Source organism: Chryseobacterium sp. (assembly GCF_019236175.1).
Taxonomy (GTDB): Bacteria; Bacteroidota; Bacteroidia; order Flavobacteriales; family Weeksellaceae; genus Chryseobacterium.
In genome coordinates this window covers 13601-38598 of the sequence record NZ_JAFAJM010000007.1, presented here as the reverse complement: position 1 = coordinate 38598, position 24998 = coordinate 13601, and the positions used below count along the sequence as shown (strand labels likewise).

General features: G+C 35.8%; 24 protein-coding genes and 2 tRNA genes. 15 read left to right on the top strand and 11 right to left on the bottom strand.

Annotation, left to right across the window (positions count from 1 at the left end; genetic code table 11):
• The 5 genes from JO178_RS07050 (at window position 1) to JO178_RS07030 (ending at window position 3795) form a co-directional block, all read left to right on the top strand.
• Window positions 1-291, top strand: a complete 291-nt coding sequence (locus JO178_RS07050; RefSeq protein ID WP_076596858.1) for a transcriptional regulator — start codon at window positions 1-3, stop codon at window positions 289-291.
• 303 nt (window positions 292-594) lie between these two features.
• Window positions 595-1080 carry a Coq4 family protein gene (locus tag JO178_RS07045; RefSeq protein ID WP_291933489.1) on the top strand — a complete coding sequence of 162 codons (486 nt, stop codon included), beginning with the start codon at window positions 595-597 and terminating at the stop codon, window positions 1078-1080.
• Between the two features lie 113 nt (window positions 1081-1193).
• On the top strand, window positions 1194-2564 hold the full coding sequence (locus JO178_RS07040; protein WP_291933487.1) for a DUF4173 domain-containing protein: 1371 nt from the start codon (window positions 1194-1196) through the stop codon (window positions 2562-2564).
• Between the two features lie 124 nt (window positions 2565-2688).
• The gene (locus tag JO178_RS07035) at window positions 2689-3228 is read left to right on the top strand and encodes a hypothetical protein (protein WP_291933485.1); all 540 of its coding nucleotides are present in this window, start codon (window positions 2689-2691) and stop codon (window positions 3226-3228) included.
• Window positions 3229-3282: 54 nt separating this feature from the next.
• The gene (locus JO178_RS07030; RefSeq protein WP_291933483.1) at window positions 3283-3795 is read left to right on the top strand and encodes a hypothetical protein; all 513 of its coding nucleotides are present in this window, start codon (window positions 3283-3285) and stop codon (window positions 3793-3795) included.
• Between the two features lie 61 nt (window positions 3796-3856).
• Here JO178_RS07030 and JO178_RS07025 read toward each other — a convergent pair whose 3' ends face one another.
• The 4 genes from JO178_RS07025 to JO178_RS07010 form a co-directional block, all read right to left on the bottom strand.
• Complete coding sequence (locus JO178_RS07025) at window positions 3857-5500, bottom strand: S8/S53 family peptidase (RefSeq protein ID WP_291933481.1); 1644 nt, start codon at window positions 5498-5500, stop codon at window positions 3857-3859.
• A 228-nt stretch (window positions 5501-5728) separates the two neighbouring features.
• Window positions 5729-6325 (bottom strand): hypothetical protein, encoded by a 597-nt coding sequence (locus tag JO178_RS07020; protein ID WP_291933479.1) that lies wholly within the window; start codon window positions 6323-6325, stop codon window positions 5729-5731.
• A 12-nt stretch (window positions 6326-6337) separates the two neighbouring features.
• On the bottom strand, window positions 6338-6787 hold the full coding sequence (gene dtd, locus JO178_RS07015; protein WP_291933477.1) for a D-aminoacyl-tRNA deacylase: 450 nt from the start codon (window positions 6785-6787) through the stop codon (window positions 6338-6340).
• A gap of 8 nt (window positions 6788-6795) precedes the next feature.
• Window positions 6796-7251: a hypothetical protein gene (locus JO178_RS07010; protein WP_291933475.1), complete on the bottom strand. Its 456-nt coding sequence runs from the start codon at window positions 7249-7251 to the stop codon at window positions 6796-6798.
• A 109-nt stretch (window positions 7252-7360) separates the two neighbouring features.
• Between JO178_RS07010 and greA the strand changes: the two genes are divergently transcribed.
• From greA to JO178_RS06970, 8 genes are all read left to right on the top strand, one after another.
• Entirely contained in the window at window positions 7361-7831 is a 471-nt protein-coding gene (greA, locus tag JO178_RS07005) for a transcription elongation factor GreA (RefSeq protein WP_291933473.1), read from the top strand.
• 51 nt (window positions 7832-7882) lie between these two features.
• The gene (locus tag JO178_RS07000; RefSeq protein ID WP_291933471.1) at window positions 7883-8272 is read left to right on the top strand and encodes an HIT family protein; all 390 of its coding nucleotides are present in this window, start codon (window positions 7883-7885) and stop codon (window positions 8270-8272) included.
• A gap of 65 nt (window positions 8273-8337) precedes the next feature.
• Window positions 8338-9525, top strand: coding sequence for an ATP-dependent Clp protease ATP-binding subunit ClpX (gene clpX / locus JO178_RS06995; RefSeq protein WP_291933469.1), 1188 nt, complete (start codon window positions 8338-8340; stop codon window positions 9523-9525).
• Window positions 9526-9599: 74 nt separating this feature from the next.
• On the top strand, window positions 9600-11561 hold the full coding sequence (locus JO178_RS06990; RefSeq protein WP_291933468.1) for a T9SS type A sorting domain-containing protein: 1962 nt from the start codon (window positions 9600-9602) through the stop codon (window positions 11559-11561).
• Between the two features lie 5 nt (window positions 11562-11566).
• Window positions 11567-11779 (top strand): signal peptidase, encoded by a 213-nt coding sequence (locus tag JO178_RS06985; protein ID WP_291933466.1) that lies wholly within the window; start codon window positions 11567-11569, stop codon window positions 11777-11779.
• Window positions 11780-11840: 61 nt separating this feature from the next.
• A complete protein-coding gene (locus JO178_RS06980; RefSeq protein ID WP_291933464.1) occupies window positions 11841-13133 on the top strand; it encodes a TlpA disulfide reductase family protein in 1293 nt (430 codons plus the stop codon).
• Window positions 13134-13177: 44 nt separating this feature from the next.
• Window positions 13178-13251 (top strand) — tRNA-Met (locus JO178_RS06975).
• Between the two features lie 258 nt (window positions 13252-13509).
• Window positions 13510-13583: transfer RNA gene (locus tag JO178_RS06970), tRNA-Met, on the top strand.
• A gap of 56 nt (window positions 13584-13639) precedes the next feature.
• Here the strand turns inward: JO178_RS06970 and JO178_RS06965 are convergent.
• The 7 genes from JO178_RS06965 to JO178_RS06935 form a co-directional block, all read right to left on the bottom strand.
• Window positions 13640-14938, bottom strand: coding sequence for an HlyD family efflux transporter periplasmic adaptor subunit (locus JO178_RS06965; RefSeq protein ID WP_291933463.1), 1299 nt, complete (start codon window positions 14936-14938; stop codon window positions 13640-13642).
• Window positions 14939-14995: 57 nt separating this feature from the next.
• Window positions 14996-17188, bottom strand: coding sequence for a peptidase domain-containing ABC transporter (locus JO178_RS06960; protein WP_291933461.1), 2193 nt, complete (start codon window positions 17186-17188; stop codon window positions 14996-14998).
• Window positions 17189-17480: 292 nt separating this feature from the next.
• Window positions 17481-18986, bottom strand: a complete 1506-nt coding sequence (locus tag JO178_RS06955) for a thioredoxin domain-containing protein (RefSeq protein WP_291933458.1) — start codon at window positions 18984-18986, stop codon at window positions 17481-17483.
• A gap of 754 nt (window positions 18987-19740) precedes the next feature.
• Complete coding sequence (locus tag JO178_RS06950; RefSeq protein ID WP_365866087.1) at window positions 19741-20697, bottom strand: DUF3810 domain-containing protein; 957 nt, start codon at window positions 20695-20697, stop codon at window positions 19741-19743.
• A gap of 91 nt (window positions 20698-20788) precedes the next feature.
• Window positions 20789-22234 (bottom strand): MFS transporter, encoded by a 1446-nt coding sequence (locus JO178_RS06945; RefSeq protein WP_291933456.1) that lies wholly within the window; start codon window positions 22232-22234, stop codon window positions 20789-20791.
• Window positions 22235-22274: 40 nt separating this feature from the next.
• Window positions 22275-23003, bottom strand: a complete 729-nt coding sequence (locus JO178_RS06940; RefSeq protein ID WP_291933455.1) for a lysophospholipid acyltransferase family protein — start codon at window positions 23001-23003, stop codon at window positions 22275-22277.
• A gap of 3 nt (window positions 23004-23006) precedes the next feature.
• The gene (locus tag JO178_RS06935) at window positions 23007-23465 is read right to left on the bottom strand and encodes a GtrA family protein (RefSeq protein WP_291933453.1); all 459 of its coding nucleotides are present in this window, start codon (window positions 23463-23465) and stop codon (window positions 23007-23009) included.
• A gap of 324 nt (window positions 23466-23789) precedes the next feature.
• Between JO178_RS06935 and JO178_RS06930 the strand changes: the two genes are divergently transcribed.
• Together JO178_RS06930 and JO178_RS06925 are read left to right on the top strand one after the other, a co-directional pair.
• Window positions 23790-24053, top strand: a complete 264-nt coding sequence (locus tag JO178_RS06930) for a hypothetical protein (protein ID WP_291933450.1) — start codon at window positions 23790-23792, stop codon at window positions 24051-24053.
• Between the two features lie 85 nt (window positions 24054-24138).
• Window positions 24139-24990, top strand: coding sequence for a BadF/BadG/BcrA/BcrD ATPase family protein (locus JO178_RS06925; protein ID WP_291933448.1), 852 nt, complete (start codon window positions 24139-24141; stop codon window positions 24988-24990).
• Window positions 24991-24998: the final 8 nt, after the last annotated feature.

Below are 24998 nucleotides of genomic sequence, written 5' to 3'. Positions count from 1 at the left end.
ATGATAAAAATAAATCAACTCAATAAAGAATTTGAAAGCCGTGTAAGACTGGGAATTATGTCCGTTCTTATGGTAAACGACTGGGTTGATTTCTCGGAAATGAAAAGTTTGCTGGAAATCACGGACGGTAATCTTGCGAGCCATAGTAATGCATTGGAAAAAGCGGGGTATATTGAAGTAAAGAAAGAATTTGTAGGAAAAAAACCTAAAACATCGTATCGCGTCACGCAAAGTGGAAGACAGGCATTTACCGAACATCTGGATGCACTCGAAAAATTATTGGGACGATAAGTTCTGTATTTTTTTAAAATTTTACTTTGTAATTCAAAGTTCTTTGTATTTGTGAATGTTGGAAATGCTACTTTTTTAAATGAATTCAAACTTGAATAAATAATGAAAGATCAAAACATTGGAAAAATAGTCTTTGGACTTCGTTTTTTGCCGGGAAGTATAGCTCTCTTCGGATATAATTACGAAAGTCTTTAATCCTTCAGCTTCAGATGTGTACTTCAAAGCAAGAGGAATTTTGATGATCAGCATTCCAACGCCGTTATGCTTTAATACGACTTAATCTTAACTAAAAATAATTCTGCGATGAAAAAAATACGCGTTCAGTTTCTGCTTTTTGTGTATGATAAAACCCAAAAGCTTTACAGGAAATATTGTAAAAAGAAAAAAAGACAATGGCAGTTTAATGAGAGGCAGCTGCTAGAATTCAAAGAAGACTCCTTAGGAAGAAAACTTGGGGAGTTTTATAAAAAACACGGATTTTCAATGATTCCCAAAATGGAAAATCATGATGTCCACCACCTGATCACAGGCTGCGGAACCAGCTTTGAAGACGAAATAGCCATGCAGTATCTTCTGCTGGGAAACGGTAAGCTCAATGCCCATCTTCTGGCTGCAGTCATATTAGGAACATTCATTCTCCCTGAGTATGGTAAAATGTATATCAAGGCCTATAAAAAAGGACAGCATATGCGGGAATTCCACAGGTGGGATTTTGAAGAGCTGCTATGGCAGAACTTTGATCATCTGAATGATTTTATTCAGCAAAAAGAGACTATTGCACTTCATTAAAATATACTGTATGCGAAAAATAAAATTCAGCCGGTTAGGAAAAATAACATTCCTGATTTCTTTTCAGCCGGGAACACTTCCAGAATATTTAAAAAAACAATAAACCGCTACCTATGAAAACACATCATTATATATTCCTTACAACGGCTCTGTTTGCCATTGTATTCTATAATCAGGATATCGGACTGAATCTTGGAATTCTGGGAATTGTTTATGCAGTGCTGACCCTGTTTAAAACTTCCGGAAAAAATAGAACGAAAACGCTGTACATCCTTTTGACAACCTCTGTTGTTTCGAGCCTGGCTTTTGCCTGGTACGGAGATTTTTCTTCTTTTCTGGCGGAAGTAAGCTCTCTTCTCCTTTTGGCTTATATTTCCGGAAACAGAAAACTTAAAATCCTTTTTCTGATTCCTGTTTTTGTGGTCAACTGCTGTACCTCGTTCTGTCGATTTTTCGATTTTGACCGATGGATTCCTACAAGAAAATTTCCCGGATTCTGGCAGAAGACCCTTGCTTTTATTTTGATTCCTTTGGTATTGTTATCTGTTTTTTTCGGAATCTACTCTGTGGTAAGCAATCATTTTGCTGCTCTTTTTACAGATTATGAACTGGATATCAATCTGTGGCAGTTGTTCTATCTCTCCGTACTCGGCTTTTTTATAGCCTTTAATTACTGGAATTATGCCGTTGAAAAAATCATATATAAAAACAATCATTTTTTAGACAATGATTTCAGCGAAGCTTCTAAAATTCAGAAACCTACCTATTCTTTTCTTGATCTTGACTCGGAAAGAATAAGCGGCGTTATTTCTTTCTTCTCACTGAATATTTTACTGATCTTTTTTATCATCACATACAATTATGAACAGTTTTATGAAATATCAAAAACACCGATACAGCTTTCAGAAGAAACACATGAAAGGGTAAATGCGGTTATTATGTCTATTATGATGGCTATTCTGGTGATTATGTTCTATTTTAAAGGTGGCTTTAATTTTGATCCTAAGGCTGGTCTTATAAGAATTTTGGCTAAGATCTGGATTTTCCTGAATGCCGTACTTGTATTATCAGCTGCTTTGAAAAATTATGAATATATTGTTCACTACGCCTTTACTTATAAAAGACTTGGGGTCTTTGCTTTTTTACTGTTAGCTATGATTGGATTAATACTTACGTATATTAAAATTCAAAAGAAAAAAAGAAATGCATTCCTGTTCAATTCAATGACCTGGTTTCTGTACGGAACAGTCCTTGCCTGCAGTTATATCAACTGGGGTGGTTCTATCACATCTCAGAATATGAAACGGAAAGACTTCGTTATCAATTATCATTTGAATGCCGTCAGGTTCAGTGAGAAAGCTTTGCTCAGATATGCAGAAGAAAAAAATAATCAAAAGCTTAAAAAAGAAATATTACATAAAATTAATGAAGAAAAAAACAAAACAATACTCTCTAAAATTATTTATTATCAGACTATTAAATAATATTACGGTTGTGGGAGCAGAATCAAAAAAGATAAATAATAACAAGACTTGGAACAATTTTAGCATTTAAAAGATCTGACTTCTAACAGAATGTTTCCTTGAAGCAATCTTAAAATTAATTATTATGAAAAAAAGCTTATTGCTAATTCCATTGATTATCTTTTCGTGTAAAAAAGAGCCGGCAATCGCCAGCGTACCGGATAAAGACTCCACAGTGGTAACAGAAATGCCGGATTCAGCGGTGAAAGCTGATTCTGCAGCATTGAGAAAAAAAGACTCTATTATTAATAATGCTCCCGCCACAAAAGAAGTTTTACGTAAAGGGGTGATGAGAAGCGTAAAAGATGGACAAATCATAAGAACTGCAGATGCATCCCAGCTTCCTTTCACATTGGGAGAAGAATTTAAAAACGACGGTCAGGAGCTGATTTTGAAACTCACGAATTATGATCAGCCTCATCTCAAAGCAAAAATTTCAACAAAAGAGAAAGATTTTAATATCCGTTTTAATCAGATTAAATTACCGAATGGAGATTATGACGGGCCTTTCAGTAGAGATATTACCTATGATATTCCGGGGAAGGGTGAAGTGTGGCTCATTATCGGAAAAAGTAATATGGCTTCAGGGAATACAAAAGGTCATTTCACTGTAAATGTAGAGTAGGGCTTTTAATTTGGTATAATTTCTGCAAACTAAACCTAAAGTAAATTTAATATTATGAAAAATATAGTTCTAACAGCAATGGCAGCTTCAGCTGTACTGGTAAGCTGCGGAACCGTACAGTCACTGGTTCAGAATACTTTTCCATACACGGCTAATGTTTTAGTTTCTACAGGAGTACCTGCTGATAAAGAAGTTTCTTCTACATCTACAGCTACCAATGTACAGACATGGTTTGGTGGAAATAATAATGCCAAGATTAAGGATGTAAGAATTTCTGATGCCAAAATATCCGTAGTATCACCTTCAGGAGGAAATTTAAACGCTTTCAAATCCGTTAAAATTTATGTTTCTTCCAGCGGGACAAAAGAAAGACTTGTTGCCTCCCGTTCTAATATTTCTACCAATTCGTCCGGCTTAAACCTAGATCTGAATGATACAGGTTTTTTAGATGATATCGTAAAAAGCTCAGGACTTACTGTAAGAACTGTTTATGAACTGAAAAATCAAACCACCTCAGACATGAACATTAAAGTAGCACTTAATTTCAGCAGCGTGCCTGCGAATTAGTTTTTATAAAAGTTTATTATATAAAACTCCTTTCAGTTTACTGAAAGGAGTTTTTGTTGTATTAGAGTTTGGTGAATTTTTCTACCAGTCTTCGCTGGCCTTCATTAATGTTGATGAGGTATTGACCTGGAGGAAGTTGTTCGATATTAATTTTTTCATCCGGAGAAACGGAGTTTTTTATAACAGATCTTCCGTACATATTGATGATTTCAATCTCTAATTTCTTGCTTTCAATAGTTTTGATCGCTATATAACCGGTACTCGGGTTAGGATAGATTTTAGCTTCTAAAGCAGGTAATGCCTGAGTCTGAGCCGAAAATTTACTTTCCAGCTGTAATATGGCATTTTTTACATTCGGAAGAGGGCCTATCTTCTTATTGGTATCAGTTCCGCCCTGAGGAATTCCCGTAGAAACCAGAAGGTTTTTCATGGCAGCAGGCGTTAAATACTGTCCTGTTGTCTGACGGTAATATGACTGAAGTAATACCGCAGCAGAAGCTACCGTAGGAGTCGCTGAGCTCGTTCCGCTGAAATAATTATACGTTCTGTTGTCATCATTATCATATTTCTGATAAGATCCGTATCCGGCTGCCAGAACGCTGCTTCCCCATCCCTGTACATCGACCCTGTTTCCATAAGTACTGAAACTTAGTTTTGAATGGGTGGTATTGGGAGAACCTGCACCTACAATAATGGCACCACTGTTCCCCCTTCCTCTGTAAGCCGCATAGAAAGGATCATCGAGATCCTGATTCCCGTTACCTGCTGCTGCAATAATGATAATTCCGGAATCCGTTGCTGCTTTTGTCAGATCCCAGATTACACTGTCATATTCAGCAGGGCAGTATTGCCCGTCTTTTCCTCCCGTCTGCATTTCATACAAAATAATATCTCCCGCCTGAGATGCATTGATAGATCTGCTTACTGCGGCGGCTCTGTTATAACCAACGGTGGTCCACTCCATAAAACCTTTGATTTCCGAAGCATTATAAACAGCACCCGTAAGCCCGATATTATCTTTTACAGATCCCAGTATGCTGACTACTGCAGTTCCGTGATCGCGGTAGTTGTTACCGGATAAACCGGCATTGGGAGAATAACCGGGTTCTAATTGTATTGAATTTTGATTCGCCAGCATTTCATGGGTTTTATAAAAACCATATTCCACATCCCGGATGCGGATGTTCTGGCCTGTAATTCCTCTGGACCATGCATATTTTGCATTGATCCCCGGATTATCGTTGAGGTAGGTCTGCAGGTTTTCCATATCCGGAGTGGCAACAAACCGGCTAGTGAATGGAGGTTCTACAGGAACAGCACTCATTACGGAAACATATTCTACCTCAGGAAATCTTTCAAGGACCTGGATAATCTTTGTTGTTGCCTCATGACTCTGCACAGGAAAATCAGCTTTAAAAATTCTTTTAAGTTTCTGAACAGACTCTCCCGAATTACCGTTGGCTTTACTGCTCTCCGTCAGTTCGGCGATTTTTTTATCCGTAAAACCCAGATCATAGGTAAATGAAATCCCGTTTTCTATGCTGAATCTTTCAAACTCAGGATTTTTGCTGAAAGCTGCCTTTTCTGAGTTGATATTTTTTGAAAAACAGACATAGATAAGTGTATTTTCCCGATGGCCGGACTGGCCGTAAGAAAGGAAAAAACAAAACATAAAAACTACTAGAAGATTGATTTTTGTTTTCATATTATTTTTGTTAAATGGTTGTGGATCAGTTTGTGATATTTCAAAAATAGCAATAAAATGAAAACAAATCACATTTTTGTGAGTTTATTCTGAAAAAATAAAAATCTATGATTGATGTAAATACCTTAAACCATTTTGGTGAAAACATTTCAGACATTTACGCTTGAAAATAAAAAATACCTTTCATTGATATTGAAAGGTATTTCTTATGTTAGTTTGGATAAAGACTTAAGAATCCTCAAACCAGCTTTCTTTAATTTTGTGATAAAAGATTTTCTTTTTATTCAGGATCTGATATTCAATGCCAATACTATCTTTACTTACGTTGACAAGTTTTGCCTTCTGAATGGGCTGTTTATCAGCAGTAACAGGACTTGTGGAAGGCAGCTGTAAAACATCTTCAGCAATATCGGAATAGGAGGTTCTGCTGATTTGTTTTTCAAAAATTCCCTCATTTCTGTAAACTGTTATTTTGGGGTTATATAAAGGTCCGGGACGGCCTCTGTCTATCCGGTACTGATCATTAAGCTGAATGCGCTGATAGCTGCCTATAGTGGAAAAATAATGAACCATACCGAAAAACGGAATCATCATTGGCAGGATGCTCAGAATGATGATAGCGAGGAGCAGAAAAAAGTAAACTCTGACAGCTTTTTTTTTCCAGAACCAGATGATAATAAAGATGGTCATTGCCAGCCAAAACCAGTTGATGATTTTATCAGAATAATAGCCGGAATAACTGTATTTATTTAAGTTTAGAATGACTTCACTCAGGAATATCAATGTTACGGCAAGATAGCCTATAATTATATTTTTGCTTTTCATCTGTTCTTTAGCCTAGCTTTTTGTAATGGAGTCCATTACAATTGTAACCGGTCCGTCATTGATTAAGGATACTTTCATATCGGCACCGAAGATTCCGCTTTCGGTCTTTAATCCTGATTTTGCCATTTCTTCTTTGAAATAGTCAAAAAGAGGAACTGCTTTATCAGGTTTAGCCGCTTTTATAAAAGAAGGCCGGTTGCCTTTTTTATAATCTGCAATCAATGTAAACTGGCTGATGCAAAGGATTTCTCCCGAAATATCCTTTACCGAAAGATTGAGTTTGTCATCTTCATCTCCAAAGATTCTGAGGTTCAATGTCTTTTGTATAAGCCAGTCTGCATCTGTCTTTTCGTCATTCTCATCAATGCCTACCAATAGCATCAGGCCTTTTCCGATTTCTCCGACGGTTTTTCCGTCTACTTTTACACTGGCTTCAGAAACCCTTTGTATTACGATCTTCATGGGTTGTTTTAATAGTAAATATTTAAAATTTTTGTGGCGGAATTATAGTTGTAAGGATACGTTTTAGGAGGAAGAGAGGTCTTTGCACCTGATTCCGGCTGTCCTGTTCTTAAGATCCATCTTGTATTATCCTTAGGGCATAGAATGGCAATATTGTCTTTCACTTCAAGAGTGGTGTTGTTATCCGGACAGATATGAGGCGCATTCCGGTCATATACTTTGAAAGAATCTCCCACCCGGACAACGATTAATCCTCTTGTTCCGGACTGCTGTTCATTAACGTAAATCCAGCCGTTGTCATAGTTGATGGCATTGTATGCCGGCAGGTTCAGATTTAGACTCACGTTGATTGGGTTATTGGGAAAGCAGTTCACGGTATCTTCTCTGCTTCCGCAAGAGTTGATGTATAAGCTGCTGAAAATCAATGATATGAAAATGAATGATATTGAAAAAGTTTTTTTCATTTCAATTTAAATTTTTATATATTTGTAAAAATTAAACGATTATAACACGAAAACATTGTCCGGCAAATGTCGGATTATTTTTTTATACTAAAACTAAATTTTGAAAATTATGGCAAGCTATGTAACCAAGGAGGGACTAGGGAAAATGAAAGCTGAGCTGGAACAGTTGGAAACTGTGGAAAGACCAAAAATTACTCAGCAGATCGCGGAAGCAAGAGACAAAGGAGATTTGTCTGAAAATGCAGAATATGATGCGGCTAAAGAGGCTCAGGGAATGCTTGAAATGAGAATTTCCAAGCTGAAAGATGTTATTTCTACTTCTAAAATTATAGACGAAAGCCAATTAGATACTTCAAAAGTTTCTATCTTAACGACAGTGAAACTTAAAAATAATGCGACGAAACAAGAGCAGGTATTTACATTGGTGCCGGATAACGAAAGTGATCTTAAAACAGGAAAAATTTCTGTAAACACTCCGATTGCAAAAGGACTTTTAGGAAAAGCGATAGGAGAGACTGCAGAGATTACTTTACCAAACGGAAATAAACTGTCTTTTGAAGTATTGGACATTACCCTATAGTCTGATACCTCTTTCATTCTAACTTCTTTTTCTAACCTTAATTTCTACACAATGAGCACTATATTCACAAAAATCATCAACGGCGAAATTCCCTCTTATATCATTGCTGAGGATGAGAATTTTATCGCATTCTTAGACGCAATGCCTTTGGTGAAAGGACATACCTTGGTAGTCCCTAAAAAAGAAGTGGATTTGATTTTTGATCTTGAAAGTGAAGAATATAAAAACCTTTGGGGATTTGCCCAACAGGTAGCCAAGAAGATCAAAACTGCAATTCCATGTGTCAGAGTAGGAGTAGCGGTAGTAGGATTGGAAGTTCCTCATGCCCACATCCATCTTATCCCTTTAAACAGAATGGAAGACATGAACTTCAGAAATGAAAGATTAAAATTAACGAACGAAGAATATACAGAGATTCAAAACTCAATTATTAATTCTTAAAAAACAGAAAATCGTAAAAAAGTAATTTTTTACGATTTTCTTTAACATATACATTATATATAATTATGAATTCAAACCAGTGTTCTTTCTGCGGAAGAAAAAGAAATGAGGTACAGATGCTGATTTCTGGGCAGAACGGTTTTATTTGTGAAAACTGTATAGAGCAAGCACATGTTATTGTAAAGGATAGTGTTTCCAAAACAGGAGCTTCATCTGCTGCCAGTATGGAAGAACTTAAAAAGCCTAAAGAGATCAAAGAATTCCTTGATCAGTATGTAATCGGGCAGGATCAGGCGAAAAAACAACTTTCTATTGCTGTATACAACCACTATAAGAGATTGCTTCACGCTCAGGATGAGAACAGAGAAGTGGAACTTGAAAAGTCAAATATTATCATGATCGGGGAAACCGGTACAGGAAAAACTCTTCTTGCCAAAACAATTGCAAGAGAACTTAATGTTCCTTTCTGTATCGTGGATGCTACCATTCTTACAGAAGCAGGCTATGTAGGGGAAGATGTTGAAAGTATTCTTTCAAGATTATTGATGGTGGCTGATTATGATGTTGAAAAAGCAGAAAAAGGAATTGTTTTTATCGATGAGATTGATAAGATTGCCAGAAAATCAGATAACCCGAGTATTACCAGAGATGTTTCCGGAGAAGGAGTACAACAGGGATTATTGAAGCTGCTGGAAGGAAGTATTGTAAATGTTCCGCCTCAGGGAGGAAGAAAGCACCCGGATCAGAAATATATTCAGGTAAACACTCAGAATATCCTCTTTATCGCAGGAGGTGCTTTTGACGGGATCAAAGAGATTATCGAAAGAAGAATGAACAAGCAGGCGATAGGCTTCAGCTCTGAAAAAATCAATAAAGTAGATGAAGATGAGTACGTATTAACAAATATTAATGCAATTGATCTTCGTTCTTTCGGATTAATTCCCGAACTTTTGGGAAGGTTTCCAATCATCACTTACCTTGATAAACTCACAAAAGAAACATTGGTAAGAATTATGAAGGAACCTAAAAATTCTATCGTGAATCAATTTGTGGAACTTTTCAAAATGGATGGCGCAGATTTGGTTTTTACGGATGGAGCTATTGAAAAAATTGTTGAAGAAACCATCGAAAAAGGACTGGGAGCAAGAGGGCTCAGAGGGACGACGGAGAAGGTTCTGGAAGACTATATGTTTTCAATCGGAGAAGAAAAAAATATCACCCTTACAGAAGGTAATATTTTGATTAATAGATAAAATGTTTTTTTTTTAAAGAAAAAAATAATACCTTTGCGGGTGAAGATTGTATTAACACACAAATAATTTATACAATGAGAAAAAGTTTATTTGCTATAGGTCTTTTAGCCGTTAGCTATTCTGTTCAGGCGCAGAATGTTTTATGTCACGTAGACACTAACGCTACTATGTATGTGAGCGAAGGCACCCTAGTTTATAGTGGTGGAGGTGTACAAACCAGAGATACAGGTCTTTTGGATGTACACGGAAACGTAATGGTTGTAGGTACAGCCGCGGATGGATTTAAGACCATTGATGCTGCGGGTGCAGATAAAACCAATGGTGGAAATATTATCTTAAGACTGAATACACCGGCAACCTATGCTACTTCTACTTACGGACAACTTTACATTGACGGATTATCCCAATCCAATATTACCGGTGTTGTAAGTAAAGAGTACAGAACAACCAGTCATGGAGGTTCTACAAATCCTAGTTACTATCAGCAGGTAGCTTTGCCTTTCTCTGGCAAAGTATTAAGTACATTATCCACAGAAATTGGTAAGACTTTCGATACAGGAAGATACAGCAATCCAATCCTTAAATGGGATAATACGAATGCTGTATCCAACCACTTTACCAATCTGGCAACGACAACCAGTGATCCTTCAGGATATTATATGCTGAAAGTGACCAATCAGGACTGGAATCCAAGTGCCCCTGCAACAGGTACCGTATTCACTATTAACGGAAAACCATATGCTCCGGTTGCGGCTCCTGTTACCCTTCAGAATGCCGGAAACGTAAGTTTCGGAACGGGAGGGGATAATAACAACGCTTACAGTGAGAAATACAATACATACCTGGATGACAGCTTTGAGTATACTACGACTCCATGGGCCGGAACATTCGGTAAAAATTTCTACCAGTTCGGAAATCCATTCCTGACGAATATTGACTTATCCAATATCGGATATACTGAAGGTCCTAACGGGGACGGTAATGCAGTAAAAACTATCTGGGGAATTGAATACAACCCGGGTACGGTCAATACACTTTCAAATGGTTCAACTTATGCTACAAACAGTAGAGTAGTTACCTTCTTGCCAACAGGCGATGGTGTTGCTCCTGCTGTTGGAGATGTGGATTTGGTAGTGATTAAGCCTATGCAGTCATTCAAAATAAAGTTGAGAGACAATACACCTCAGACTTTAAACTTTAACACGTTAAGAAGATTTAAAGGAACTGCAAGAGCTGCCGGAACACCATATGATGTAACTGCAGCAAGAACTGCCAACAGAAATACCAGCGGAACTGTTAAGCAGCTGGGAGTTATTGGTCTTGATGCTAACCAGAATGAAATTTCAAGAACGTATTATGTCGTTTCCGGATCATCTGTAACAGGCCACCAGACTTCTATCGCAACAACTGTACAGGCTTCTGCAGGTAAGAACATCATCGGTACTTTTGAAGAAGATGTAAACGGAGGTTATGACAATAACTACACCAACTACTGGTTATACATTAACGAAGCTAATGAAAATGATTTCAAAGGTAAGAATGTTAAATTAGTAAACTATTATCAGGATAAAGTTAAATACTACAAATTTGAAGTTAGAGAGAATGCAGAATTGATTCCTGCAGGAGCTCACCAACTCTCTTCAGGTATTGGTTTTTACTATAAAGCTGAAAATGGAAATGTAGTACAGGCTAAACAGGGAGATATTGTTCCTGTAACAAACATAGAAGCTAATCTATATTACGGAGAGCCTAGTACTACTGGTACTTTAGCTGTTAAAGATAAGAAGACATCACCGTCAAGAACATTGGTGGTTTATGATCCTTCCATTACAAATTATATTGTAAGATTTGATCCAAATTGGAAGAAAGCAGATATTGAAGTTTATGATATGAGCGGTAAACTAGTTATTTCTAAGAAAGCTGTTGATACTTCTAGAGATTTTGTAATCGAGCTTAATAACTCTATTAAAAATTCTTATGTAGTAAAAATTGTCTCAGACAAGGGAGAAACTGTTAACACAAAAATCTTAAAATAAATAATATGAAAACTATTAATAAACTAGTATCCGCATTTTTTCTTTTTGCATTAGTATTAGTGCAAGCTGCTCCGCCGATTCCCGGAGGAGGTGGTAATGGAGGTAATGGTACAGGTGCGCCTTCTTCGCCAATTGATATGTATGTATATGTACTGGGTATCGTAGCAGTCGCTCTGATTGTTTACTTTACAAAAAAGTATAAGAACGTAAAAGCATAAAATTTTATTAAAATAATATTAAACTCTCTGATTAATCAGAGAGTTTTTTTATTTTTACTTTATGAAAAAGATTTATATAGTATCTGCGGTTTTAGCCGCATTATCTCTGCAGGCTCAGTTCACTGTTACCATTCAGACTCCGGCGGATTTTAAAGATCAGGACGCTATTCTATATACATTAAATGGGTCAAAGGATATTATTTTTACCAAAGAACAAAGTAAAAATAATGTATGGACTTTTAAATATCCCAGTCATTACATGGGAATGATGAAAGCCTATTTTCCTAATACAAATAATACAATTAATTTCATCTCCGAAAATAAGAATGTCAATGTAAAACTTGATATTCAGAATAATAAAATAAAGGATGTTGTATATCTGGATGAAGCCAATGAGCTGATGAGCAGACAACAGGAAGGATCACAAAAGAAAGAACTTATTCTTCCTGCTCTAACACAGATTAAAGAGTATTATAAGGATAATACAGAGTTTGGGAAGGCATTGAATGCTGAAATCGGAAGACTTTCCGGTACTTCTTCATCTATTGATGCTGTAAACCATCCGTTTATTTCTTATTATAATACAAATTATGCTAAGTTCTTATCCAATTCAGCGGATACTTCTAAAAAAGTGAATCAGGAAGAGGTGATCAACTTTCTTGATAAGTCTAATGATATGCTGGAAAGTTCATCATTATTAAGACCTCTGTTGGTCGCTTATCTTAATTCGGGAGGGAATACAAATGTCACGGCTTCTGTCGATAAACTTTTAGACCGTTTAAAGGTTGAAACACCAAGAGGACAGACTGTTTTATCTGAATTAATAGATATCTTTGATGCGTACTCAATGGATGAGTATAAAACGAAGTATCTGGGCTTGGCCAAAGGCCTTAAATGCACAATTACGGACAGACTGGCCTCTACATTAAAGTCGAATGCCAATGTGGAAATGGGAGCTGCTTTTCCTAACTATAAATTCCAGTCTCCGGTAAACACTAGTGCAAAATCAATTTATGATGTTAAAGCAGATAAAAAAGTAATTGTTTTCTGGTCTTCTACATGCTCTCATTGTGAAAGCGAACTTCCGAAACTTCTTGAAAAATACAATGAGCTGAAAGCTAAAAATATTCAGATTATAGGATTATCTCTGGATGTTGATAAGAATTCTTATACTAAAAGAATTGCTGCTTTCCCATGGATCAATGATTCGGAATTGAGAGGATGGAACAGCTCTTATTCGGAAACCTACAATGTTCATGCAACTCCGACATATTTTATTTTGGATGCTAACAACAAGATAATCAATAAACCAGAGCACGTAGGTGATGTTTTGGAATATTTTAAGCTAAAATAATTTTGGTAGGTAGGAAATATTTTCTATATTTGCACCACCAAAAAGGCGAGGTAGCTCAGTTGGTTAGAGCGCAGGATTCATAACCCTGAGGTCACGGGTTCAATTCCCGTCTTCGCTACAAAAAAAGGAAAAACAATTATTGTTTTTCCTTTTTCTTTTTTATACTGTCTTTAGAATTTCAGTTTCACTATAATGATTAAATGATTCGTTCAGGTGAGAGTATACCCATCAATTAGGTTTTATCCGGATCATCATGCAGATGACACTGTATATAAATAAGTGAAATTTGAAAAATAGTTCCGGAAAAAATACGGATATGAAATAATAAAGAATTTTGTAAATGTAAAGAAATGTCCTATATTTGCACCTTCGAAAAGGCGAGGTAGCTCAGTTGGTTAGAGCGCAGGATTCATAACCCTGAGGTCACGGGTTCAATTCCCGTCTTCGCTACAAAAAAAAGGAAAAGTACATTGTACTTTTCCTTTTTCATTTATAAATGGTTTATTCTAACTTTGATATCCAAGCAGTTTTCTCAGCTGATAGAAGAATCTTTCAATAAGCCTTAAATCTTCAGTTACAATTTCTGCACTCCCTCTAAGCTCCTTGTCGAAGGTAAGGGTTTTATTATAGCTTGTTTTTAATCCTTTTGGTAATATTACATCTACATAATAATTTCCTTTTTCATCGGGAATAAGAGAGATATTCTGTACCTTTCCCTGTACAATACCATATTCCTGGAAACGGTAGTTATCAAGTTTAATCAATACTTTTTCTCCGGGAATAATTTTCCCTGAATTAGCTGCCGGAACAGACATTCTGCCTACTAATTTCTCTTTATTGGCAGGTAGTATAGATAGAATAGGCTCTCCTGCTTTTACAAACTGATTTTCTCCGAAAAACTGCTGAAAGCTGGCAACCCCATCCGTAGAAGAAAAGATAAGATAGCTTTGTTCCCACTGTTTTAAAGATTTCCGCAATTGTTCAAACAACTGTAAGGTTTGGGAAGAATAAGTGATTTTATCTTTTTCTGTATTAATAGCAGCTCCGCTTTTCGTTTTATTCAGATTAGAAATCCCTTCATCCATCTGAGAGATATTGATGTTAATATTTTCAAGATTTTGTTGGGCCTGAAGAAATTTTATTTTTTCATTTTCAAGTTCCATGGAAGAAATTACTCCCTGGCTGAAAAGCTCCTGAGATCGGTGAAAGTTTTTCTTAGTGAGCTCATATTTTGCCTGTTCAAGATTTTTTTGTTGTTTTAAGGTAGCAATTCTTATCTGATATTCTGAAATACTCTGATTAGCTGCAAGGTTTTCGGGAGCATAAGGCTGAAGTCTTGTGAAAAGCTGCTCGTCCTGCAAAGCTTTGGCAAAGCTGTTGTAATCTCCCTGAAGTTCTCCAAGTTTAAATCTTGAAGATGCTGCAAGCGGGAAAGAGCTAAGCTGATTAGGGGTAATGGAATCTACCAGATTCTTTAGCTCCAGAATATCTTTATAACTGGCCGCAGACTGCATCACCATCAGTAGCTGGTTCTTTTTTACGGGCTGATGGTCTTTGATGAATATCTTTTCAACTTTAGAGCTCGTTCTTGCTTCAATTTTTTCAGGTGGGTTTTGAGAGGTTACTATAATAGGAGCCGGAACAAATTCCGGATATTTGATAATGTAACTCATTACCAGAATAAGTAATAAAATAATAAATATAACCGTATTGCCCCAACGTATCATCCAATGTGGAGGCTGGGTCAGAATATCCTGAACGCTTTCTGAGCGAAGTTCTATATTGTCTAAAATGTCTTCTTTCATGTTTTAAAATAATGTTTTGTCAAATATTTCAAAAAAGGATTTTTAATTCTATGAATTTTAATTTCCTAATTCAAGTTGGTTTCTGACAAGCCGGTAATATTCTCCTCTTAAATCTACAAGCTCTGCATGGCTTCCTTCTTCAACTACTTTTCCGTTATCTAATACAATGATTTTATCAGCATGTTTTACTGTTGAAAGTCTGTGAGCAATTACTACCGCTGTTTTTCCTTTAAAGAACTGTTCAAGATTTTCCATAATGATTTTTTCATTGTTAGCATCCAATGCTGAAGTAGCTTCGTCAAATAAAATATATTCCGGGGACTTATATACGGCTCTTGCAATAAAGAGCCTCTGTTTCTGCCCTCCGCTTACTCCTACACCCTCATTTCCTATTTTTGTATTATAGCTAAGAGGCAGGGCTTCTATAAAATCTTTAATGTTAGCAATTTCTACGGCACGTCTTAGCTTTTGTTTATCAATATGATCTTCACCGATAGCAATATTATTGGCGATAGTATCATTGAATACATAACCTTCCTGCATTACTACACCACAGTGGTCTCTCCAGTATCTCGGTGAGATGTTTTTCAGACTTGTGCTTCCGATCCGGATTTCTCCCTGGTCAGGATCATAAAACTTCATTAACAGCTTAAGCAGGGTTGTTTTTCCACTTCCGCTGGCTCCCACAATCGCGGTAGTTTTTTGATAAGGAATGCTAAGAGTAAGATTTTCAAAAACAGGCAGATCTGAACCAATATATCTAAACGTAATATCATTGATCAGAATATCTTTATGAGGAATATCTGTTGCGTAATGTTCATTCTTATCTTCTTCATCATCCTTATCGTGAATCTCGCCCAGCCTTTCCAAAGAAATCTTTGCATCCTGGGTTTGCTTTATGAAATCGATTAACTGAAGCAGGGGGCTGTTAAGTTGTCCTATGATGTATTGTACGGAAAGCATCATCCCTAAAGTAAGATTTCCGCTTAATACTAATTTAGCAGAAAGGAAACTTACCAGGATATCTTTCATTTGATTAATGAAATTTCCTCCTACAGATTGCCATTGCTCTAAGCTTAGAGATTTTATTCTTATTTTAAATAATTTTACCTGTAAAAATTCCCAATCCCATCTTTTTTGTTTTTCGGCATTATGCATTTTGATTTCCTGCATGCCGTTGATGAGTTCGATCACTTTACTCTGTTCCTGAGAAACCTGAGAGAATCTTTTATAATCAAGCTCTTTTCTTTTTTTAAGGAAAAAGGTAATCCATCCAATGTATAAAATGGCGCCTATCAGATAAACAATAAAAAGTCTGTAATCATACAATAATAATACGATACTGAAAATGATAAGGTTCACCAGAGAAAACAGGGTATTCAATGAAGAACTCGTCAAAAGCTGCTCTATTCTGTGATGGTCATTGATTCGCTGCATAATATCTCCTGTCATTCTGGTATCAAAGAAGCTTATGGGAAGCTTCATCAATTTGATAAAGAAATCAGAGATGATAGAGATGTTGATTCTGGCCGAAAGATGGAGCAAAATCCAGCTACGGATGGTCTCAATTCCCATTCTTCCGAGGAAAAGCATTACCTGGGCAAGTAGAACAAGATAGATGAAATTGATATCCTGATTCTGAATACCTACGTCCACAATACTCTGGGTAAGAAACGGAAAGATAAGAGAAAGTAAACTTCCGGCGAGAAGTCCTACAGCGAGCTGGATGACAAGGGACTTATACTTATATAAATACTTTGAAAGAAAAGAAAAACTTGCTTTGCTTTCTTCTGCATCAAACTCTGTCTGAAAAAATGCAGGGGTCGTTTCTAAAATAAGAGCAATTCCTTCTTCTGTGTTTTCATTGGCATTTTCACCAATCCAGAATTTGATAAATTCATCCCGGTTATACGTAATCAGTCCGTAGCTAGGATCTGAAATGTACACTTTATTATTCTTATCGATTTTATAAACAACCACAAAGTGGTTTTTATTCCAATGGACTACACACGGAAGCGGAACTTCTTCTACTAAGGTATTGAAATCAATCTGGACTCCTATAGAGCGGAATCCAAGGTTTTCTGCGGCATCGCTGAGCCCCAAAAGGCTACTCCCTTCGCGCGTGGTTTCAGAAAGTGCACGAATCTGTTGTAATGATATGCTTCTGCCGTAATATTTACTTACTATTCTGAGGCAAGTAGGGCCACAGTCTTTGGCGTCCGGCTGCTTATAAAAAGGAAATTTCTTCAAAACTAATATTCATTATAAAATGTCGTCAACGTATGACGACATTTTTTCTTTATTTCAATATTGTAACTTATAAAATGGCAGATTAAAAATATAACCATTTGTTGCATACATCTATAATGACGTTTTTAGGTGGTTCTGTCCTGGGTTTATCATAGGGCAACCGAGTGTTTTTCTTTAATACCCTTGCATTTTTCATGATCAAAGTTCTTTTAGTTTTCCTACTCTTAAGTTTTTCGGATACCACTTTTATTTTTCCTAAGATAGGGAATTTTTTAATTGAACAAATACTTAATTAAATGTCCTCATCATCGATAAGCTCATCAATAAAAAACTTAATGTCTTCACGGTCGTATTTATCCGGAAACTGATAACCGTTAATAATAAAAACAGGTGTAAAGCTTAGTCCGGCATTCGTATTCTCTTTAGCCATTTCAATTAAAGGATTCAGATTTTCTGAGGTAGGTACCCCTCCGGAAATACCATTTATTTTATTTTCATCTTTTGTTTCGAACCAAAGTTCTACAGCTTTAAGGAAGTCCTTTTCCGGTCTGTTATTATAGATGTATGTGAGATCAGAGATCAGCTGGGTATATTTTTCATGGTTACCCGGAATATAATTAAATCTCATTTGTACCGAGAGATCGTTCGGGTATTTTTCCAAAAGATCTTCCATTAATTTATGGGCGTCTTTACAGAAGCCGCAATAAGGATTAGAAACGATAGAAATACGAAGTTTTGAATCTCTTTTCCCAACTAAAAACGTTTCTGTATCCTGAAATGCTATTTTATCATTAGCCTGAAGCTGGCTCTTGAACAGGTCATAGTTTCTTTTAAATCTAAGATTTTTAGCATTAGACTTTTGAAGACTTTCCTTTTCTTCAAGGAGGTTATTGAAATACAACACCGCAGAAAAAATAAGGGCCCATAATATAACAGTTAATAAAAGAGCTCCAAGGCTAAAAGAAAGATTCTGGAAAAATACAATACTGATGATAAGCTGTGCAGCCAGTACTGAAATAATTAAAAGGCAAATTCTGCAGAATGTCTTTTCGGCAAATGCCTGGATGTATAAGGAGTATCCTATTGCCAGTATGGAAACAAAAGTAAATCCTTTGATGATATAAGCTGTAGCGGGAAGAAATAAACCTAATGCTGCAAGTCCGACAAAATAAATTAATGAAAAATCAGAAAATTTTAAACCCATGATGCTGGTCTTATCCTGCTTGATGATTTTATCGCAGGAGTTTGCCGTTTGAACAACTGATACTCCTCCGCAGATACTTCCGATGACGGCAGATGTATTTCCGAATTTTTGATTAAAAATTTCCATGGAAATGTATACACCCACCAATGATAGCAGATTAAACAGAGCTTCATAGATTTGAAGGCTTACAAAAGAATAAACAGCAATAACGGCAAAAATTAAATAAAGAACCGGCTTAAAGTTAAAAGCCAGCTTATTTTCTGCAGCCTCAGTTTTTTCAAAAAGAAGTACGAAATCAGATGAGTTCTTATAAAGCTCTTCTTTATTGAGCGTTTTCGCTTTTTCAGAATAAACGGAATAGCTGCCTCCTGACTTTTTTACTAATGAAAATGAGTTTTCGACGATGGCAATAAATTCTTCCGGAAGCTCATCCCAATATTCTTTGTCAAGTTCATAGGCATCATTTTTTATTCCCATAAAGTTTAAGGTATCACTGAAGGCTAGTGCTGACGGATAGTTGGGATGGGAATTAAACTGGAAAATAAATTCCTGTTTATCGAGTTTTAGATAGTTAATTAGCTTGTCGAAAATCATATTAATATTTTCATCTAAAATACACAGATGTTTTAAATAAACAAAAATTTTTTTCTTTTATTAGTGAGATATAACAGTGTGTAGGCAGATTTGATTTGAGTTTCAATATTTTGTTTTTTGAAAAACATTTGAAAAATAAACACTTGATACCCATAGGTAGACTTATTTTGAAATAGGGAATCATTTGTTCGGGCATTTTCCGGCGCTGCTTTATTTAAAATATTTTAAAGATAAATTTATATTCTTGTAATATTATCGAGTATTTCTATTGAAAATAGATTATTGATTAATGTATTTGTGATATATGTAGAAAGAAAACTAACTTGAAAATAACAAAATCGAGCTTGAAATTAAGCCAATTAATAGAGTCGTCTTTTTTGAATTATTTGATGTTTAAGTGAAGATAACTCTAATTTTTGAAGCGCGGAAAATTACGGATAACTGGAATATTTTATTTTTAAACAATTGTTTTGTTTTGTGTAGTTTTTACATGTTAAATGTGGTTTTAATGATGTTTTATTATTGAAATGTGTGTTTTAACTATATGGCGATCACCTGTCCTCAAACTCAAAAAAACATAAAAAATCATAAAGTTTTCATAAAGTTTTAAAAAAGGATAAAAATGTTTTTGTATTTATAAAATATATTGTACTTTTACATCGCCTTGAATGAGGGAACAAGTCAAGGTAATAAATTTTTTTTCATCATTTGTGTTTTTAGAATCGTATCGCCTGATACGATTCTTTTTTTGTCTTTATTTTTCGAAATTTAAAAGAAGATCTATGAAGTAAGAATAGGTAACGGAACCTTCCTGCTGGTTAGTTTTCAGGAATAAATTATTAGTGAATCCGAAAAAATCATCCAGCCAGCCCTGATGACTGAAGATAAATGCCTTTTCATAAGCCCGGTCTCTTTTCATAGCTGGAGAATAATTCTTAAGAACCGATTTTACAAACTCAGGATCCTGCTCTGCAATGAACCTTAAAAGACTCTTTAAGGTAAAATACTCCGTGCTGTATCTCAATTCCGGATGAGATGAATGAATGCCGAGTAAATATCCTACAAAATTAGCTTCCTGTTCTCTGGCAAAGCCAAGCTGGTGAGAGCTTTCATGTGCGGTAGTAAAAGGAATAAAAGTAGAAGGTAATTCGGCATTATATTGTGCTTCGGCGGTAAAGGGATTATAGTACCCCAGAATGCCGGTATAATTCATGATATTCTTAAACAGGCTGGGTTTGATTGCTAAAATCTGCGGAGCCTTTTTATCTGATATATATTGAGGTAGTCTGGTCTGCTGACGGAGAATTTCCTGCTGTATGGATTTCAGGTCGGTAATAGCAAAGACACCAGCATGATCTTCTTTGACGAGTTCCCGTGTTGTCTTGCATTTTTCAAGGTATTTCAGCGCTAAAATCTTAGCCTTGGAAACTTCCGGACTTTGTTGGCTGGAAAGCTTTTTAATAATAGGAGTCTGAAAGTAAAGCATTCCCCAAAACACCTGATAGGTAAAATAAAATAGATTGATAATACATAGAATGCTGAGTAGGGAGCTGTTTCTCCTTTTCTTTTTAAATATTCCGGTAACGTGATACAAAAGAAAAATACCCAGTAAAATATAAACGGTATCTCCCGCAGAAAAAGGAAGTCCTCTAAATAAGAGCTGATGGGGTGTTTTTTGAAGTTCAAAGAAACTTTCAAAAAAAGAAATCATCAGTTTTGATTTTGAAAAACTGTAAAATAAAAGAAATTGGGCAAGTAATACACCTGCCCAAAACCTCTTTTTCTTATATATTGTTTTGATATTAATGACCACTACCTTTAGATAATTTATCCAGATCAATGCCCTGAGCTTTTAAAATCCCGCTCACACGGATCGCATAGAATGCAAGATAAGCAAAACATACAACTCCTACGATATAACTGAAATGAATATTCGTAATATCAGCAATATAACCCTGTATAAAGCTTACAATACCACCACCCATAATCATCATAATAAGATATCCCGAGCCTTGGTTGGTATGTTTACCAAGTCCGTTAATAGCTAGCGCGAAGATACACGGCCACAATGTAGAACAGAAAAGGCCTACACTTGTAAACGCATATACAGATACCATACCGGTAGTTAACATACCGATAATTAATGCTGTAATTCCTGCCAGAGAAAAGATTAAAAGCATCCTTGCCGGGTTTCCTTTGCTTAAAATATCACAGATAATCATTGCAATAATGATAAATCCGTATACATAAAATGGAGAAAGATCATGTTTGGCAATAGCATTTACCAATAGAAATACCCCAAATGCCAGATAAGGAGCTAAGAACCTTAGGATTTTTTTGAATCCGGCATTCACGTCAAATGCTTCTACAGCACCTGTCCAACGGCCAATCATTAATGAGGCCCAGTATAAGGAGATATAAGGAGCTACCTCTTTTGTTTCAAACCCTAAGTTTTTTTCCATATAGGCAGGAAGGTTACTTGCCGTGGAAACTTCTACCCCCACATAAACGAAGATTGCAATCATTCCCATCACCAATTGCGGATACTGGAAAGCTGATGATCTGTGTTCTCCCGGAGTAGTGTCATCTGTATCCACAGTATTTGTAGGCGTTACAGCCGGAAGGGAAGAAAACTTAAGCATTAAAGCTACAAGAGCAAATGCAACGCCTAATATAAGGTAGGGTATTTTTACACTTTCTATACTTGCTTCTGTATTAGCTGTGCTTGCAGACCCAAAGATCGCAAATGCAACGATAAGCGGTCCTATGGTCGTCCCTAAGTTATTGATTCCTCCTGCCATTGTTAATCTCTGAGATCCTGTTTCCGTAGGGCCTACCTCAATAGCAAGAGGATTGGCAACAATCTGCTGAAGAGAGAATCCTAAACCTACAATAAATAATCCGGAGATCATTAAAGGGAAAGAGTGCATATTGGCAGCCGGATAGAATAAAAGGGTTCCCATTGCGGAAATCAGAAGCCCCAGAATAAGACCGTTTTTATATCCGATTTTGTTGATCAAATCCTGTTTCAGGCTTTTTGATATTACCATATAAATTAAAGAGCCTACTGTATATGCTACATAAAAGCAGATCTGCACCAGCATACTTTCAGTTTGAGATAAATGGAATGCTTTTTGGAAAACCGGGATCAGAATATCATTACTGGCCGCTACAAATCCCCAAAAGAAGAATACAGTAACCAATGGAATAAATTGAGCCCAATTGGTTTGTTTAGAATAATTTGACATATTTTATTGAAAATTTCGCAAACAAATATAGCTATTTCTTTTAAATAGCATGCTCTACTAAGGTTTTTTTAATTTCCTGATAAGCCTCTGCTTTAAGGTCTTTTGGAGAATCCGTAGGCTCCATAATTCCGTTGAAATACACCTTTACTCTTCCCGGATATCCTTTGGAACTGTCAAAAGGAAACATTTCCTTAAGTCCTATAAATGTATAAACGGCGATAGGAGAGTGGTGTTTTGAAGATAAGATAAAGGGGCCGTCTTTAAAATCATCCAGAATGACAGAAGTATCATCCGGTACTCCGCCTTCAGGAAAGATGGCAATACTGTTTCCTTCTTCCATCTTTTCAGCGCATCTCCGGTATACATCGGCGCGGCTTCTGGCGCTGGTCCTGTCTACCATTACGCATATCCTTTTATAAATAGTTCCGAATATAGGAATTTTTACCAGTTCCTTTTTTCCTACAAAACATATAGGATGGTTTGGGAAAAGAATACAGGTGAGCATAATATCCATAATAGAGGTATGATTCGAAATGAATACATACTGTCTGTTTTTATCCTTCTCCTGATCCGAAAGTTTAATGAGTTCATATCTGAATCCCATTCCGTAAAACATTCCAAAACACCAGAAACGGATGAACTGATAAGCGTATCTGTAATGTTTTTTACTAAAGGACAGGATGTAAACGGGAATTCCCATGGAAACTGTCAGTACGAAAGCTAACAGAAGTAACCAGAATCTCCAGAGATAGTTTAAAATTTTTGCCACAGTTTAACCGTTAAAAATTACTTTCTTTTTTACTGAATAATTAAGAATGGAAACCAGCAGAATGGCAGCAATCTTACTGATCATTTCCGGGCTTAAGGTATAAAAAATTAAATTGATATTGTCCTTAAATACAAAACTGTAAAATACCTGAAAGAATCCTAAACTGAATAAGGTGGAAATAAAAGAAACCATCATGAAATAGATGAATTCTTTTTTCTTGGAATGTTTTCCTCTTTCAAATACAAACCAGATACTGAGAAAATAATTGGTGATGATCCCGCAGGTGGTTGAAAAAATATTACTTAAAGGATAATGAATCCCATAGAAGTTCGTTTCTCGGGCAAGAAATTGGGGGAGGTTGGTGCTGAACACCTTAAAGCTGCCGATTTCTACAATAGCGCTTAGTCCTCCTGCAATAATGAAGAACAAAACCTGTTTCTGGCGTATAAGTATTTCTTTCATTTAATTAAGATCTTACCTGTTATGCTTTGCTTTACAGTGAAATATCAACAAATTTAAATTATAAGTTTAAAAAAACTGTCAATATTTCAGGAGCTGCATAATATTGAACTGCAAATTTATAACTATATGTTAAACACTGAAAAAAGTTGTTAAAATATTTTTTTGAATAAAAATTATTTCTAAATTTAATAAACAAAATGATGCAATAATCACCTGATAATAAATTCATTGTCAACACTGTGTTGATGGTTTTTTCTATCTTGTAATGCGTGCTTGAAAGCATACTATTCTAACATTTTTTGATCCCTTTTTAATAATATTTGTATGAAACGTCAAAACAAATACAGAAAATTCCAGCTTCAACAGAAAAATATTGAGGCCCTTGAAAGAGAAAATTCCCGCTTCAAAAGAGTGTATTCTGAATATGAAAATATGTCTAATGAACTTTGGAATCTTGAAAACTCAACAGGTGAGCCTGTTCCCGATGATTTTATTAATGCAATGGTTTTACAGACTTCTTATCTGGAAGATGAAATTGAAGACTGGCTTCTTCAATTCAATGAAAAAAAAGCTGATATAAAACATTAGTGATTTTAGACAGCTTCCGGGTTGTTTTTAAACGCTAATTGAAGATAAATTCATAATTTAGCACCCTTAAATTAAATTCTAAAATATGGTTGCTATTGTAGATAGTGGTTCTACTAAATCGGATTGGGTCATTCTTGACGACTTTAAAAAAGTTTTTCTGAAAACAGAAACAATTGGCTTTAATCCGAATTTTATCAATAGAGAACTTATCGCTCCTGAAATACAGAAGAACAGCAACCTGATGTTGGTAAGAAATTCAATTACAAAAGTCTTTTTTTATGGTTCCGGATGTGGGGTGAAAAAAAACTGCGAAACGATAGAAGAAGAACTTAAAAAAGTATTTGGAAAAGCCGAAATTATTGTAAAAGAAGATCTGATGGCTGCTGCTTATGCAGCATATAGCGGAAAACCTGCTATCGTATGCATTTTAGGCACAGGATCCAACTCCTGTTATTTTGATGGTGAAAATCTGAAAATAGAATTGCCTTCCCTTGGATTCCTTATCGGTGATGAAGGAAGCGGAAGTGCTATAGGAAAACAATTGGTGCGCAGGTATTTTATGAAAAAATTACCTTCGGATCTTCATAAAGAATTTGAAACGGATTATCAACTTACCATAGAAGATGCATTGAAAAATATGTATCACGCTCCAAGGCCGAATGCGTATTTGGCTAATTTTACCAAATTTGTTATCGAAAGAAAAGATCATCCTTATTTAAGGGATATGGTTTTTGAAGAAATGAAAAGTTTCTTTGAATATCAGGTGCTCCCTTATCATGAAGCGAAAGATGCCGAGATTAATTTCATTGGCTCTATTGCCTATTATTACGAAAATATACTACGTTCTGTTGCGGCAGAACTTCATTTAAATGTGGGACATGTTGTTCAGAAACCAATTGAAAGCTTAGTTGATTACCACATTAAATATATACTCTAACAAAAAAC

Bases quoted from the DNA above. Each gene is read 5' to 3' on its own strand.
- JO178_RS07000 (WP_291933471.1), top strand. From the start codon at position 7,883: ATGAGCACTATATTCACAAAAATCATCAACGGCGAAATTCCCTCTTAT.
- JO178_RS06935 (WP_291933453.1), bottom strand. From the start codon at position 23,465: ATGAAAGAAATACTTATACGCCAGAAACAGGTTTTGTTCTTCATTATT.
- JO178_RS06930 (WP_291933450.1), top strand. From the start codon at position 23,790: ATGAAACGTCAAAACAAATACAGAAAATTCCAGCTTCAACAGAAAAAT.
- JO178_RS07045 (WP_291933489.1), top strand. From the start codon at position 595: ATGAAAAAAATACGCGTTCAGTTTCTGCTTTTTGTGTATGATAAAACC.
- clpX (WP_291933469.1), top strand. From the start codon at position 8,338: ATGAATTCAAACCAGTGTTCTTTCTGCGGAAGAAAAAGAAATGAGGTA.
- JO178_RS07040 (WP_291933487.1), top strand. From the start codon at position 1,194: ATGAAAACACATCATTATATATTCCTTACAACGGCTCTGTTTGCCATT.
- dtd (WP_291933477.1), bottom strand. From the start codon at position 6,787: ATGAAGATCGTAATACAAAGGGTTTCTGAAGCCAGTGTAAAAGTAGAC.
- JO178_RS07035 (WP_291933485.1), top strand. From the start codon at position 2,689: ATGAAAAAAAGCTTATTGCTAATTCCATTGATTATCTTTTCGTGTAAA.
- JO178_RS06985 (WP_291933466.1), top strand. From the start codon at position 11,567: ATGAAAACTATTAATAAACTAGTATCCGCATTTTTTCTTTTTGCATTA.
- JO178_RS06980 (WP_291933464.1), top strand. From the start codon at position 11,841: ATGAAAAAGATTTATATAGTATCTGCGGTTTTAGCCGCATTATCTCTG.
- greA (WP_291933473.1), top strand. From the start codon at position 7,361: ATGGCAAGCTATGTAACCAAGGAGGGACTAGGGAAAATGAAAGCTGAG.
- JO178_RS06945 (WP_291933456.1), bottom strand. From the start codon at position 22,234: ATGTCAAATTATTCTAAACAAACCAATTGGGCTCAATTTATTCCATTG.
- JO178_RS07025 (WP_291933481.1), bottom strand. From the start codon at position 5,500: ATGAAAACAAAAATCAATCTTCTAGTAGTTTTTATGTTTTGTTTTTTC.
- JO178_RS07010 (WP_291933475.1), bottom strand. From the start codon at position 7,251: ATGAAAAAAACTTTTTCAATATCATTCATTTTCATATCATTGATTTTC.
- JO178_RS06990 (WP_291933468.1), top strand. From the start codon at position 9,600: ATGAGAAAAAGTTTATTTGCTATAGGTCTTTTAGCCGTTAGCTATTCT.
- JO178_RS06950 (WP_365866087.1), bottom strand. From the start codon at position 20,697: ATGATTTCTTTTTTTGAAAGTTTCTTTGAACTTCAAAAAACACCCCAT.
- JO178_RS07050 (WP_076596858.1), top strand. From the start codon at position 1: ATGATAAAAATAAATCAACTCAATAAAGAATTTGAAAGCCGTGTAAGA.
- JO178_RS07020 (WP_291933479.1), bottom strand. From the start codon at position 6,325: ATGAAAAGCAAAAATATAATTATAGGCTATCTTGCCGTAACATTGATA.
- JO178_RS06955 (WP_291933458.1), bottom strand. From the start codon at position 18,986: ATGATTTTCGACAAGCTAATTAACTATCTAAAACTCGATAAACAGGAA.
- JO178_RS07030 (WP_291933483.1), top strand. From the start codon at position 3,283: ATGAAAAATATAGTTCTAACAGCAATGGCAGCTTCAGCTGTACTGGTA.
- JO178_RS06965 (WP_291933463.1), bottom strand. From the start codon at position 14,938: ATGAAAGAAGACATTTTAGACAATATAGAACTTCGCTCAGAAAGCGTT.
- JO178_RS06925 (WP_291933448.1), top strand. From the start codon at position 24,139: ATGGTTGCTATTGTAGATAGTGGTTCTACTAAATCGGATTGGGTCATT.